Raw genomic sequence first — 14,517 nt, 5'->3', positions numbered from 1 at the left:
TGAGGAATTAATGCTGCGCTTTTTGAACGTTAGTTTGATTTTGGTTCATGCGGTTATAATCGTCGGCTATTACGTAGGCTGCGTCTTCAATATCTTCGCACTCGTATAAACGCGGGCGTTGAAAGGCCGGGCGTTGTGTAGCGTTACCGCGGCTTTTCGATTCAATCATTTTTTGAATGATGCGGCCTTCATCAGCTTTCATCGCTTTTTGGCGGTCACCATCCTTTGCATAGTCCCAGTAAGGGATGCCATCAACATAGGTTTTTTCGGCAACAGCGTAAATAGAAAGCGGGTTGGCCGACCATAAAACCAGGTCAGCATCCTTGCCTGGTTTGATACTGCCAATGCGGTTATCCACATGCAGCATTTTAGCCGGGTTAAGGGTAACCAGTTTAAGCGCGTCTTCTTCGCTCATCATGCCGTAGGTAACCGCTTTGGCTGCTTCCTGGTTAAGGCGGCGGGCCATCTCGGCATCATCAGAATTAAAGCCGGTTAATACGCCTACTTCGTGCATCAGCTTGCCGTTGTACGGAATAGCCTCTGCCACTTCCATTTTGTAAGCCCACCAGTCTGAAAACGTAGAGCCAGCAATTTTACGGGCCTTCATTTTATCGGCTACCTTATAGCCTTCCAAAATGTGGGTAAAGGTGTTGATCTTAAAGCCCATAGAATCGGCCACGTGCATCAGCATGTTGATTTCTGATTGTACGTAAGAGTGGCAGGTGATAAAACGTTTACCATCCAAAATTTCAACCAATGCATCCAGTTCCAGATCGCGGCGGGTGGTGCTGTTTTTGGCGGCACGTGCAGCCTTGTATTCTTTAGCACGGGTAAAGGCATCAATATACACTTGCTCAACACCCATGCGGGTTTGCGGGAAACGCACGTTGGCATCGCCAAACTGCTGCGGGCGGTTACTTTGTTTTACGTTTTCGCCCAGGGCAAATTTGATGAAACCATCGCTGCCTTCAAACTTTAACTGCTCGGGCAGTACACCCCAACGAAGCTTGATTAACTGGGTTTGACCGCCAATAGCGTTTGCCGAACCATGCAAAATGTGCGATGTAGTAACACCACCGGCCAACTGGCGGTAAATGTTAACATCTTCGGCATCTATTACGTCGGTTATACGAACTTCGGATGTTACCGATTGCGTGCCCTCGTTAATGCCGTTTGTGGCCGCAATGTGCGAGTGCTCATCCACAATACCAGCTGAAATATGTTTGCCGGTAGCATCAATCACCTTAGCGCTGCCAGCAGCCAGGTTTTTACCTACTGCTTTTATTTTACCGCCCTCAATCAGTACGTCAGCGTTTTTCAGGACGCCTTCTTTTTCGTTGGTCCAAACGGTAGCATTTTTAAACAAGGTGGTCTCGGTGGTAGGTACTTTTGTGTTGCCAAAAGCTGCAAACGGATAAACAACAGGGCCAACAACAGGCGCTTTGGCCGTTTGATCGGCACCCGGGCCTCGGCCGCCGCGGCCGCCAAAGCCGCCGGTGGCGGCGCCGGTATAAGTTGCGGTCCATTTAGCAGCGCTGCCATCGGGCAATATACCATCGCCTTTTAAGGTAACAGGTGATAACGAAGTAATATAACCATTTAGGCGAATGTTGCCCGATGGTTTGTTTTTTAAGTCGAAGTATAAGTTCACCAGATCGCCGGTGCGAACAATGGTGCCTTGGGCACGGGCGCTATCGGCACCGGTGCGGTTAATGTTGGCAGTGTAAGCGCCGGGTGTACCACCAATTATTAAAGTAGTACCAGCCAGGCCGCTGCCGCTTAAAGTGTAAGTGCCGCGCAGGTCGCTTACATCCATTTTGGATACTACAAATTTTTGGCCTTGTACCCAGTTTTCATAAATTACATTATCGGCTTTAAACAAATTGGCTGAAGTGATCACAAAGTTAGCCAGCTTGCCTTTGGCTAAAGTGCCTACCTTATCGCTCACACCCAGCATAGCGGCCGGAATTTCAGTTAACGATAACAGCGCTTGCTTCTCGCTCAGTCCGTTGTTGATGGCTGTACGCAGGTTGGTCCAAAAATCGCGGGCGTTGGTTAAGCCTGCTGATGTTAGAGCAAAGCGGATGCCGGCTTTTTCTAAAGCGGCCGGGTTAGTTGGAGCCAGTTCCCAGTTTTTTAACTGTGCGTAGCTCACATTGCGTGCCTCTATAGCATCCTCCACATCAAAAGCAGCAGGAAAGCTTAACGGAACAATGAAGCTGGCATTTAAAGCCTTTACTGCATCAATGCGCTGGTACTCTTGTCCGTCTGTTTTATAGATGTATTGCTTGCCAAACTCTTTGGCTATTTTATCGGCACGGAGTATGCTTTGTACATCGCCTACCTCAAAAATCTGCGGCAGTGTCTGTGTGCGGTTAAACTCGGCTAACGAAATATTGTACTCTTTGCTTTGCCCTTTGTACCATTGTGCATCATAATAGGTTTGGCGCAGCAACGCAATACTACCCATTAATGATGACGGATAATTGGTGGCCGCAGTACCTTTGCTAAATGAATAATGTGCAGCAACTTCATCTTTAATCAGTACCTCATTGTCGCTGGCATCAGCTAAGGTTAATACGGCTGAGGTGCCTCGGGCAATACCGTCTTGTACCAATGTTTGCACGGCGCCAAAGCCATTGCGTTTCAATTCATCAGCACGGGCGGTGTTTACATGAAACATTTTGCGGGCTTGCACATCAGGGCGTATGGCATCATTCCAGGCGTAAGGGCCGGGTTTGGTTGACACCGGAGTTGAAACGCGGTTAAAGCCACCGCCAAAGCCTCCCATAGCCTGGCGCGGAGCCTCGGGTATACCGTAGGTTGTATACGCATCTATAAGACCTGGGTAAATAAATTTACCTTTTAAATCAATAGCCACATAGCCCTTGGGTACTGCGCCGGTACCAACCGACTCTATGATACCGTCTTTAATAACCAGTGTGCCATTGTTAATGGTTTGGCTTGCACTTACAACAATGGTTGCATTGGTGAAGGCGTACTGCCCCGTCCTTATATCCCATGAGCCGTTAACCGGGAAAGTTTCCTGGGCATAGCTTAAATGGGTAATCAGGAGGGCAAAACAAGCGAGTAAAAATTTCTTCATTTTGCAGTTTTTGAGTTAATCGGTTTAAATATATTTAATTAAGCAGCTAAAATGATAGAAGACTTTTAATAATAGCCGGATTGTTACATCAAATTCATCAAAAAATCGGCGTCGCTCTATTTTATCCTATATTTGCCAAAAAATTATCATATGTCGGCTTACGAAATTTTAAGGTATCTGCACTCAGGCTTCAGGTTTGTGGTTTTAGTATTAATTGTGGTAGCTATTTTAACTGCTTTGGTAGGATGGCTGGGCCGTAAAGCTTACACTAAAGGAAACCGCAAGCTTTATATGTTTGCCATGATATCGGCACATACCCAGTTCTTGATTGGGCTGGTTCTTTACTTCATCAGCCCGTTTGTACAATTTGGCAGCAACACCATGAAAGAAGCTACGACCCGTTATTGGACGGTAGAGCATATTGCCATGATGCTGTTTGCGATTATATTAATTACCATTGGCCATAGCCGTTCCAAAAAGGCAACCTTGCCCGAGGCCAAGCACCGTGCAATTGCCATCTTTTACTTACTGGCAACAATAATTATAGTAGTAGCTATTATACAAAGCCAGCGGCCGTTTTTAGGCATTAGCGGTTAATTTGAGGCCGGTAATTTATTGCGATGCACTAATTCTAAAATTATTGTGCATGCATTGAAAATTAATTTCACAAAAAGTTTGTAACCTCATTTTTCTTTCTATATTTGCCTTTGTATTTATGACAAAACAATTACATAATCTGATTTGGTGGCACCTAAGTAATAAGGCAGCCCGGTTAGTTTATTAGTTAGAAAAGATTAAGCAATTATAAACCTGATTTGAGACCCGGCGCCAACCACGCCGGGTTTTTTTGTTTTATACTATTTATCAATAATGCAAACGTTTAAAATAACTACTACCTATAAAAAGCTGCTTGCTGATACCACGACACCGGTAAGCATTTATCTGCGGCTACGGGATATTTTTCCCAACTCGCTGCTGCTGGAAAGCTCAGACTACCATAGCCGCGATAACAGCATGAGCTATATATGCTGTGAGCCCATAGCCGGCGTAATTTTAACTAAAGGTGTATTAACACAAAAGTTTCCGGATGGCAGCCAACAGGTACTGGAGCAGGGCCAGTTTAACCTGGTGCGGCAGATAGACGAATTTTTAAAACGCTTTGAGACCGAAGCCCTGCCGCTCAAGATAATTTCTAACGGCCTATTTGGCTACTTTACGCATGAGGCGGTTGAGCATTATGAAACCATACGCCTTAAGAAGGTTGAAAATGATGTGCGGCAGATACCCGAAATGCAATACCATGTATATCGCTACCTGATAGCGATTGATCATTTCAAGAACGAGCTGTACATTTTTGAGAACCAATATGGTGAAGATGCCGATGATAAAGGCCTGGAAAAAATGGAGTACCTGTTAAAAAGTAAGGATTTTCCAGAATACCACTTTCAAACAAAGGCCCAGGAGCAATCCAATCTTACCGATGTAGGTTTTATGGATATTGTGGAAAAGATGAAACAGCACATTTATCGTGGTGATGTTTTCCAGATTGTGCCGTCACGTGCCTTTTCGCAAACCTTTGCTGGCGATGAGTTTAATGTATACCGGGCATTGCGCTCGGTTAATCCCTCACCTTATCTGTTTTATTTTGATTACGGTGATTTCCGCATCTTCGGCTCATCGCCCGAGGCGCAAATTACCATCAAAAATCGTATCGCCAGTATTTTCCCCATTGCCGGTACCTTTAAACGCAGCGGTAATGATGAGAAAGATGCTGAAGCTGCCCGTGCGCTGGAAAACGATCCAAAAGAATCGGCCGAGCACGTGATGCTGGTTGACCTGGCCCGTAACGACCTGAGCCGCCATTGTGAGCAGGTGGAGGTAAAGGCCTTTAAGCAGGTGCAATATTACTCGCATTTAATTCACCTGGTATCGCACGTAAGCGGCAAACTAAGACCCGATGTTTCATCGTTTAAAATAGTAGCCGATACATTTCCGGCCGGTACGCTGAGCGGTGCGCCGAAATTTAGGGCTATGGAAATTATTGATGCGAACGAAAACATTAAGCGGAGCTTTTATAGCGGCGCCATTGGTTACCTCGGCTTTAACGGCGATTTTAATCACGCCATTATGATACGTTCCCTATTAAGCAAGAACAATGTTTTGCACTACCAGGCAGGTGCCGGTATTGTGGCCGACTCAATACCCGAAAGCGAGCTGAATGAAGTGAATAACAAAGTAGCTGCTTTACGTAAGGCCATTCAAATGGCGGGTGAGTTATAGTGTGGAGGTACAAGCCGATGGATCTTGGTACAAGTGTTAAAGAAAAGATATTAATATTGTAAGATATAAGCAATGAGCTTGAATAAAGATATAGAAAATAAGACGCTACCTTTTAAGGGAAAAGTGCTGATTATAGATAATTATGACTCGTTTACGTATAACCTGGTGCATTTGGTTAACGAGTTGGGCTTGGAGTGTGAGGTATGGCGTAATGATCAGTTTAAGCTCGAAGACGTGGATCAATTTGACAAGATCATTCTATCGCCTGGGCCTGGCATACCGTCTGAAGCGGGCTTGCTGCTTGATGTTATACGTAAATACGCGCCTACTAAAAGTATTTTTGGTGTATGTTTGGGTCAGCAGGCTATTGCTGAGGTGTTTGGCGGCAGGTTATATAACCTGAGCAGGCCTATGCACGGCATATCAACACCTGTTAAGGTTACTGATATAGATGAGCCGCTGTTTGCCGGTTTACCCGAGCAGATTAGTGTAGGCCGCTATCACTCCTGGGTAGTATCAAAAGAAGGCTTACCTACGGAACTAACCGTTACCGCTGTAGACGAAAAGGACAACTCTATTATGGCCCTGCGCCATAAAACGCTTGATGTTCGCGGCGTGCAGTTTCACCCGGAGTCGGTGTTAACGGAGTACGGGAAAGAAATGATGCGAAACTGGTTAAGCTGCTAGTAATTAATCAAAATAAATAACGTCATTGCTTCGTGCCCCGAAATGACGAATATATAAAAGATGACGATATTAGATAAAATAGTGCTGCGTAAAAAGAAAGAAGTAGCAGCAGCTAAAATAGTTACCTCGTACACGCAATTGGAAGAACGTGACCTGTTTTTACGTGAGCCGTTATCCTTTCGCGATTTTTTGCTGGACCCGGAGCGTACCGGTATCATTGCCGAATTTAAGCGCAAATCACCATCAAAAGGGGTTATCAACGATCAGGTAAAAGTAACTGAGGTTACCCGCGCGTATGAAAATGCAGGCGCGTCCGCATTATCAGTTTTAACCGACAGGCACTTTTTTGGCGGCAGCAAAACTGATTTATTGCACGCGGCCAAATTTAGCTATGTACCCATTCTGCGCAAGGATTTCATGATTGATGAGTATCAGATTGTAGAGGCTAAAACACTTGGTGCCGATATTATTTTGCTTATAGCAGCCATACTTACTCCAGCCGAGATAAAGCAGTTTGCGGCGCTGGCCAAGGGCATAGGCATGAACGTTTTGCTGGAAGTGCATAACCGTGAAGAGCTGGAACGCAGCCTGGACGATAACCTGGACGCCATTGGTGTAAATAACCGTAACCTGGCCGACTTTTCGGTTTCGGTTGATACGTCATTTCAATTGGTGGAGCACATCCCTAATCAGTTCCTTAAAATATCCGAAAGCGCCATTAGCAATACCCACGTTATCAAACAGCTCAAAGCGGTAGGGTTTAACGGTTTCCTGATAGGTGAAAACTTCATGCGTCAACCCAACCCCGGTGCGGCAATGGAAGAGTTTGTAAAGGAGTTAAGGTAAGTGCCTTTTCCTTCTGGTATTTAGTATTCCTGAATACAATTGAGCAGATGAATTGGGTTCTTATTACACCAAGGTTTGGTAAAGCGGGCGTTCAGGTTGCCTTGCGAACATGAAATGTATTAAGCATGGGTTGCTTCATTCCTCGCCAAAAAGAGGGGTTAAGTATAGGCTGGTTCTAACTGCTATTTTGGCACCAAAACAACTTTAATACCTGCAACTTAGCCGGTTTTACAACCTTGGCATTTACATTGTTATATTACTGTTAATGAAACAAAAATTTTATGATACTGCTATCAAGCAGGAAACCGCTGTGCTGGTAGGTATCATTACACCAAATGAAACCGAAGCACAGGAGAAAGAGTATTTAGAGGAGTTGGAGTTCTTGGTAGACACTGCAGGTGGCAAAACGATACGAACTTTTACGCAACGTATGCAACGGCCGGACCGTGCAACTTTTGTGGGCTCTGGTAAACTGGAAGAGATAAAGGCCTATGTAATAGCCGAAGAAATAGATATGGTGGTGTTTGATGATGAACTATCGCCATCGCAATTGCGTAATATTGAACGGGAACTGCAGGTAAAGATACTAGATCGCAGTAACCTCATTCTGGATATTTTTGCTGGCAGGGCACAAACGGCACAGGCTAAAACCCAGGTTGAGTTGGCCCAGTTGCAATACCTGTTACCCCGCTTAACCCGTTTATGGACCCACTTGGAGCGCCAAAAGGGTGGTATTGGTATGCGTGGTCCGGGTGAGTCGCAAATTGAGACCGACCGTCGTTTGATCCTGAACAAGATATCGCTGTTGAAAGACAGGTTAAAGCAGATAGACAAGCAAAACGAAACACAACGCAAAAACCGTGTTCAGCTGGTACGCGTAGCGTTGGTAGGTTATACCAACGTAGGTAAATCAACCATCATGAACATGATCTCTAAATCGGAAGTGTTTGCCGAGAACAAGCTATTTGCCACGCTGGACACAACGGTTAGGAAAGTGGTGATCGAAAATCTTCCTTTTCTGCTGTCAGACACGGTAGGGTTTATCCGTAAGTTGCCTCACCATCTGGTAGAGTGCTTTAAATCTACCCTGGATGAAGTACGCGAGGCTGATATCTTGGTCCACGTAGTGGATGTATCGCATCCTAACTTTGAGGATCATATGAATACCGTTAACGAGACGCTGAAAGACATAGGCGCTATTGATAAACCGGTTATAACCGTGTTTAACAAAATAGATGCCTACCAGCCGGTACCTACACATCCGGAAGATCCGGCCCCAGCACTTACGCTCGAAGAATTTAAACACAGTTGGATGGCTAGTCATAATAGTCCGGCAATCTTCATTTCGGCGTTAAAAAAGGAGAATGTAGATGAGTTTAGGCAGTTGCTGTATGATAAAGTAATAGCTATTCATACTGAGCGATACCCATATGACCAGCTACTTTACTGATCAAACAGCTAGTTAAAAACACAAGGCGGACCTTACCAAAGCGTCCGCCTTTTTTATTTTAAGTATTGGTAGTTAGCATTGCTACCTCAACTACCAAATTAATAACGTTTATTGCTTCTATTCTTGTAAAAACCATTGCTAAATAAAATCACTTTAAAACTACAAGGTGTAAATTCGGTAACACACATTTGGCAATTCGATGTTATAGAACATGTACAATTACGTACCACTTTGTGAATTATAAGCTGTACGTATACTAATCCAAATATTTAGCCTTTAAATGCATGAAAGCATTGTGTGACGCAAAAACCAAAGCGGTAGCAGCCAATATTAGAAAATTACGTGAGTTTCGTAATTATACGCAGGAGTATCTGGCAGCTAAGCTTGATATTTCGCAAAATGCCTACAGCAAAATTGAGCTTGGGTATAGTAATATTACCATCAATAGATTAGTTGGTATTTCTGAAGTGTTGGAAATTGACCTGGTGGATCTGATCAATTTTAACTATGACAATTTAACGCAGCTTAAAGTTGCAAAAGCATAGTTAAAGATTGAGTAGCTTTAGGGTTAAACCTCATTTACTTACGTGTTGTTTCTTAAAAACAAGCGCGTCTATAAAGAGGCCTAACAGCACGCCCGGTATATAAGCTAGTAAATCGCCCCATAAAAATCCCCTGCCTAAAATAAGGTGGCCGGGCACAGTATTTCTTACACGGTTAATCCATTCGGCCTGGTATAACTGGCTAAACTCTATAGCAAAGCTAAAAGCCAAGCTTATTAAAGCCACCTTGCCAATACTTCGTTCCATAAACAGGAAGCGAACCATTAAGTAAACCATCAACGCCCATAGGGTATCGCCCACCCACAGCGGTATAAAGGCAACTTTACGCGAGGCCAAACCGGCAATAATTACAATAAAAACAGCGCTTAATACTACCCAGCGGCTTTTAGACATGGTACGGCAATTAAAGCAGTGAAACTAATGCTTTTTAAGCATAAACGCATGTTGCGAGCCAAAATGTAAAGCTATAAAAAGTACCAAATGCAAAATCAAAAAACTACTTTTGCAAACTTTATAAATTTGGTACTATGCTTAGAACTCATACTTGTGGCGAATTAAACCTCAGTAATTTAGGTGAAACAGTAACCCTATGCGGATGGGTGCAAAAATCGCGCGATTTGGGCGGAACTACTTTTATTGACGTACGCGACCGCTATGGTTTAACCCAGTTAGTTTTAAACAACGATAGTGATATTGCTCTGCGCGATGCCGGCCGCAGCCTTGGCCGCGAATTTGTAATTAAAGTTACGGGCAAAGTGCTGGAACGCACCAACAAAAATACTAAAATACCAACCGGTGATATTGAAATTACCGTTGAAGCTTTAGATATACTTAACCAGGCCAAAATACCTCCGTTTTTAATTGAGGACGAAACCGATGGTGGTGAGGAATTGCGCGCCAAATACCGTTACCTGGATTTACGCCGTAACCCTATACGCAACAATCTGATTATGCGCTCCAAAATAGCGCAGGAGATTCGTAGATATTTAGATGCTAAAGATTTTATTGAAGTAGAAACCCCGGTATTGATCAAATCTACACCCGAGGGGGCTCGTGACTTTGTGGTGCCAAGCCGCATGAATCCGGGCGAGTTTTACGCTCTACCACAATCACCGCAAACATTTAAGCAATTGCTGATGGTAAGTGGTTTTGACCGTTATTTTCAGATTGTAAAGTGTTTCCGCGATGAGGATTTACGTGCCGACCGCCAGCCCGAGTTTACACAGATTGACTGTGAAATGTCGTTTATTGAACAGGAAGACATCCTGAACATATTTGAAGGCATGGCCCGCCACTTGTTCAAAACCATAAAAGGTATTGAGCTGGGCGATTTTCCGCGTATGCAATATGCCGATGCCATGCGTTTGTATGGTTCTGATAAGCCAGATGTACGTTTCGGGATGCAGTTTGTGGAGCTGAATGATCTGGTAAAAAACAAAGGTTTTAGCGTGTTTGATAATGCCGAACTGGTAATAGGTATTAACGCCAAAGGTGCGGCCGGCTATACCCGCAAACAGATTGACGAGCTGACCGAGTGGTTAAAACGCCCGCAAATTGGCGCCACCGGATTAATTTATATGCGCCACAATGATGATGGTACGTTAAAATCATCAGTTGATAAATTTTACAACGAGCAAGAGCTTAAAGGCTGGTCGGCCGCGTTTGATACCCAACCGGGCGACCTGGTGTTGATACTGGCCGGGCAAACCGACAAGGTACGCAAACAAATGAACGAGCTGCGCCTGGAAATGGGTACCCGTTTAGGCCTGCGCAGCAAAGAAGTATTTGCACCGCTTTGGGTGCTTGATTTTCCGCTGCTGGAATTTGATGAAGAAAGCGGCCGCTGGCATGCCATGCACCACCCGTTCACTTCGCCAAAGCCTGAGGATATTGCCAGGCTGGATACAGAGCCGGGTTCGGTACGTGCTAACGCTTACGATATGGTGATTAACGGCATCGAAGTAGGTGGTGGCTCTATACGTATTTACGACCGCGATTTGCAAGCCTTAATGTTTAAGCATTTAGGCTTTAGCGCTGAGGAAGCACAAAAGCAGTTCGGGTTCCTGATGGATGCCTTTGAGTTTGGTGCGCCGCCACATGGTGGTATTGCCTTGGGTTTCGACAGGCTGTGCTCCATTTTTGCCGGATTGGATTCTATACGCGATGTGATCGCCTTCCCTAAAAACAACTCAGGCCGCGATGTGATGATCGACTCGCCATCGGTAATTGCAGAGGCACAAATGAAAGAATTGAGCATTAAAACAACTGTTTAGTTATCAGGGATGAAAAAGCTATTAATAATTTGTAGCATGCTCGTTTTTGTGCTGGCGTCATGCAGTAAGAAAGAAGATGTTAATTACGCTGAACAACAAGCTGCGTTTGACGAGGCACAGATAAAGTCATATATTAATGATAATAAAATTGTTGCAACAAGAGATCCTTCTGGTGTTTACTATTCCGTTTTAACGCCTGGTACAGGTGCTTATCCTACCGCAACTTCAACCGTAAATGTAAACTATACCGGCAAGTTTACCGATGGTACCACTTTTGATAGCGGCAACTACACCACCGTAGTAAACGGAAACGTTATTGAAGGGTGGAAAATAGGTTTGCAAAAAATTAATACCAATGGGCGGCTTTTACTTATGGTGCCATCTGCATTGGCTTACGGTCCGCAGGGCAGGGGTACTATACCAGCAAACAAAGTGCTGGTGTTTACTATTGATATGCTAAGTATTAAGTAAGCATTTAATAATGATAATATAACATAAGGGGCTTCAAGCCCCTTTTCTTTTTTGGTTAAAATTGTAACATTAACTACCGGTTGTGCGTCATCAACCAAAATTCACCATGCAGCTACGGGTTAAAGTACTAGTATTAGCGAGTTTGCTCATGGCAGGTAGTGCATACGGCCAGGCTCGAAGCTCATTGGGGTTCACCCTGGGTGTTAATAAGACCTTCCAAGAGTATGACAATCAGTTGCACCCCGGCATTAGCTTATTAGGTAATATACGCGTGTTAAATAAGTGGGCTGTCGAGCCTGCAATCTCCGTTCACGAGGTAAATGAGTATGTATCTGCACGCATTTCGGGCAAATACTATATAACCAACCGGGCTTTCATTACAGCAGGTCCATTCTTTTGGGTGGGTAATGATTTTTATAATGGGGTTGGCACAACAGCCAGTGCCGGTTATCGTGTGTTTAATAAACCGAATTACAACTTTGAGTTATCGGTTCATGGTAATTTTGATAAATTTAGTTACAACAGTAAACCAATAGCAGGTTTACGGGCAGCGTACAATTTCTATTTCCGTAAGCAGTAACCCCGCACTAATTACAGCCAAGCTGGCTCATACATCTGCAAAATTCATATCTTAAAGGCCAAATCGCAGATATGAAAAAAATTTATTTCCTGGCCTTTTTACTAAGTGCCAGTTCCGCCTTTGCACAAACAGATGCGCTCAAAACTGCAGCCGCAAAAAGAGCCGATGCAATGCAACCTAAATTGGTAGCCTGGCGGCGTGATTTTCATCAAAATCCCGAGTTAGGTAATCATGAAACACGTACGGCGGGTATTATTGCGGCGCATCTAAAATCTTTAGGGATAGATGTGCAAACTGGGGTAGCCAAAACAGGTGTGGTGGGTATTTTGAAAGGCGGTAAGCCCGGCCACGTAGTAGCCCTGCGGGCCGATATGGATGGCTTGCCTGTTACTGAGCGTACACCGGTGCCCTTTGCATCCAAAGTTAAAGCAACTTACAATAATGCAGAGGTAGGCGTAATGCACGCCTGCGGGCACGATACGCATGTGGCTATCCTGATGGGGGTAGCTGAGGTGCTTGCATCCATGAAGAATGATTTACGTGGTACTGTAAAATTCATCTTTCAGCCGGCCGAGGAGGGTCCGCCGTTTGGCGAGGAAGGCGGGGCAGAATTGATGGTAAAGCAAGGCGTATTGCAAAACCCCAAGGTGGATGCCATATTTGGTCTGCATATTAATGCTCAAACCGAGGTTGGTAAGATCACCTATCGCCCTGGTGGTACTATGGCCGCAGTGAATGATATGCAAATCATCGTGAAAGGTAAACAGGCGCACGGCGCTTACCCATGGAGCAGTGTAGACCCGATAGTGGTTTCGGCGCAGATTATTAACGCCTTGCAAACCATTGTAAGCCGTAATTTAAACGTTACCGAAAATGCAGGCGTGGTAACCATAGGTGCTATCAATGGCGGTAACCGTTCAAACATTATACCCGAACAGGTAACTATGATGGGTACCTTACGTGCTTTGAGTGCTGACGATGAAAAGATGCTAATAGAGCGGGTTAAAACCATAGCCACCAAAACTGCCGAAGCAGCCGGAGCTACAGCTGAGGTAAAGATTCCGCTGAGTACCCGTTACCCGGTGACTTATAATGACCCTAAGCTAACCGAAAAAATGCTGCCTACCTTACAGGCAACTGCCGGTGCCGCTAATGTACTGTTACGCCCTGCAGTAACCGGTGCCGAAGATTTTAGCTTTTTTCAGGAAAAGGTACCTGGCTTGTTTATCTTTTTAGGTGGTATGCCCAAAGGGCAGGATCCGCTCAAAACCGCCGCCCACCACACGCCCGACTTCTTTATAGATGAAAGCGGCTTTGGCCTGGGTGTAAAAGCCCTATGTAATTTAACACTGGATTATATGGCGGGTAAAGGGAAATAATGCTGCCTAATAGGATGTTTATGAAAGTGCAAATTTTTACGTTTTTAAGCGTTTTGTTTGTTGTTGGTTTTAGCGCCAAAGCTCAAAAGAAAGATGTTAATGCCATTGCTGACAGCATACAGCAGGAAGCAAAACGAATTTATAACTCAGAGATGGCCTCCTGGCATGGTACAGATATATTTTTAGCTAAGTTGAAACATAAACAAGCACAAATAGGAGGCTACATCTCTTATGATGCTGGTAACAGTGTTAAAAATGTGTTCTTCAGCAAAGGCGACAGTCCGGATGTATTATCAACAATTACTTTTGATTACAGCTTCGATTTAAACAATTACAAAATAGATACTATTGCACGTAAATTAACTACCGCTGAAAATGAGTTGGTTGTGCTTCGTAGTAAAGCTATTGAAACTTCAAAAACTGATACTTCATTTAAAAGGTATCAAAACACAAATCTGAATTTCATACCTCTTATTTATAATGGCTTTAAAAGAGTGTATATATTGACGGGACCAACGGTAAGTAATGTTATTGTATTTGGCAACGACTACTTGATTGAGTTCGATCAATCCAATAATATCTTGAGTAAAAAGAAGCTGCACAGAAACATTTTACCTATGCAGACCAAGCACGGCGATGGGCAAACTGCTGGTGTGCATAATCATCAACCAGAAACCGGCGATTTTATCACAGCCACTGATGTATGCACGCTGATGCTCTATAAAAACATAACCGATTGGAAAACACATTATGTACTGTCTAAAAATTATGTCTCTAGTTGGGATATGGCTAAGGGAGGAATGGTTGTTTTAACAATGGACGCATGGAAAAGAATAGCTAATGATACAGCGGGGAAGAAGCCAGCCAATTAACATAAATGTA

Annotated in this window: 13 protein-coding genes; 11 read left to right on the top strand and 2 right to left on the bottom strand. The window is 44.2% G+C overall.

Annotated elements, in window-relative coordinates:
- Nucleotides 1-7 precede the first annotated feature (7 nt).
- The gene (locus tag ABDD94_RS21180; protein ID WP_345953903.1) at nucleotides 8-3,106 is read right to left on the bottom strand and encodes an amidohydrolase family protein; all 3,099 of its coding nucleotides are present in this window, start codon (nucleotides 3,104-3,106) and stop codon (nucleotides 8-10) included.
- Nucleotides 3,107-3,256: 150 nt separating this feature from the next.
- Here ABDD94_RS21180 and ABDD94_RS21175 point away from each other — a divergent pair, with 150 nt between their 5' ends.
- The 6 genes from ABDD94_RS21175 (at nucleotide 3,257) to ABDD94_RS21150 (ending at nucleotide 8,914) form a co-directional block, all read left to right on the top strand.
- Nucleotides 3,257-3,703: a cytochrome B gene (locus ABDD94_RS21175; RefSeq protein ID WP_345950106.1), complete on the top strand. Its 447-nt coding sequence runs from the start codon at nucleotides 3,257-3,259 to the stop codon at nucleotides 3,701-3,703.
- A gap of 273 nt (nucleotides 3,704-3,976) precedes the next feature.
- Nucleotides 3,977-5,386 (top strand): anthranilate synthase component I family protein, encoded by a 1,410-nt coding sequence (locus tag ABDD94_RS21170; RefSeq protein ID WP_345953902.1) that lies wholly within the window; start codon nucleotides 3,977-3,979, stop codon nucleotides 5,384-5,386.
- Between the two features lie 72 nt (nucleotides 5,387-5,458).
- On the top strand, nucleotides 5,459-6,073 hold the full coding sequence (locus ABDD94_RS21165) for an aminodeoxychorismate/anthranilate synthase component II (RefSeq protein ID WP_345950108.1): 615 nt from the start codon (nucleotides 5,459-5,461) through the stop codon (nucleotides 6,071-6,073).
- A 60-nt stretch (nucleotides 6,074-6,133) separates the two neighbouring features.
- The gene (gene trpC / locus ABDD94_RS21160; RefSeq protein WP_345953901.1) at nucleotides 6,134-6,919 is read left to right on the top strand and encodes an indole-3-glycerol phosphate synthase TrpC; all 786 of its coding nucleotides are present in this window, start codon (nucleotides 6,134-6,136) and stop codon (nucleotides 6,917-6,919) included.
- Between the two features lie 265 nt (nucleotides 6,920-7,184).
- Nucleotides 7,185-8,369 (top strand): GTPase HflX, encoded by a 1,185-nt coding sequence (hflX, locus tag ABDD94_RS21155; protein WP_345950110.1) that lies wholly within the window; start codon nucleotides 7,185-7,187, stop codon nucleotides 8,367-8,369.
- 284 nt (nucleotides 8,370-8,653) lie between these two features.
- A complete protein-coding gene (locus ABDD94_RS21150; RefSeq protein WP_345950111.1) occupies nucleotides 8,654-8,914 on the top strand; it encodes a helix-turn-helix transcriptional regulator in 261 nt (86 codons plus the stop codon).
- 30 nt (nucleotides 8,915-8,944) lie between these two features.
- Here ABDD94_RS21150 and ABDD94_RS21145 read toward each other — a convergent pair whose 3' ends face one another.
- On the bottom strand, nucleotides 8,945-9,325 hold the full coding sequence (locus ABDD94_RS21145) for a DUF2809 domain-containing protein (protein ID WP_345953900.1): 381 nt from the start codon (nucleotides 9,323-9,325) through the stop codon (nucleotides 8,945-8,947).
- Nucleotides 9,326-9,459: 134 nt separating this feature from the next.
- Here ABDD94_RS21145 and aspS point away from each other — a divergent pair, with 134 nt between their 5' ends.
- The 5 genes from aspS to ABDD94_RS21120 all read left to right on the top strand — a co-directional run bounded on the left by aspS (nucleotide 9,460) and on the right by ABDD94_RS21120 (nucleotide 14,507).
- Nucleotides 9,460-11,205 (top strand): aspartate--tRNA ligase, encoded by a 1,746-nt coding sequence (aspS, locus tag ABDD94_RS21140; RefSeq protein WP_345953899.1) that lies wholly within the window; start codon nucleotides 9,460-9,462, stop codon nucleotides 11,203-11,205.
- A 36-nt stretch (nucleotides 11,206-11,241) separates the two neighbouring features.
- Nucleotides 11,242-11,676 carry an FKBP-type peptidyl-prolyl cis-trans isomerase gene (locus tag ABDD94_RS21135; RefSeq protein ID WP_345953898.1) on the top strand — a complete coding sequence of 145 codons (435 nt, stop codon included), beginning with the start codon at nucleotides 11,242-11,244 and terminating at the stop codon, nucleotides 11,674-11,676.
- A gap of 106 nt (nucleotides 11,677-11,782) precedes the next feature.
- A complete protein-coding gene (locus ABDD94_RS21130; RefSeq protein ID WP_345953897.1) occupies nucleotides 11,783-12,256 on the top strand; it encodes a hypothetical protein in 474 nt (157 codons plus the stop codon).
- 71 nt (nucleotides 12,257-12,327) lie between these two features.
- Nucleotides 12,328-13,635: an amidohydrolase gene (locus ABDD94_RS21125; protein ID WP_345953896.1), complete on the top strand. Its 1,308-nt coding sequence runs from the start codon at nucleotides 12,328-12,330 to the stop codon at nucleotides 13,633-13,635.
- A 20-nt stretch (nucleotides 13,636-13,655) separates the two neighbouring features.
- Complete coding sequence (locus tag ABDD94_RS21120) at nucleotides 13,656-14,507, top strand: hypothetical protein (protein WP_345953895.1); 852 nt, start codon at nucleotides 13,656-13,658, stop codon at nucleotides 14,505-14,507.
- The last annotated feature ends 10 nt before the right edge of the window (nucleotides 14,508-14,517 follow it).

The sequence above is a fragment of the Mucilaginibacter sp. PAMB04168 genome, assembly GCF_039634365.2.
In the GTDB taxonomy this organism is placed as follows: Bacteria; Bacteroidota; Bacteroidia; order Sphingobacteriales; family Sphingobacteriaceae; genus Mucilaginibacter.
This window is presented reverse-complemented; position numbering and strand designations above follow the sequence as displayed.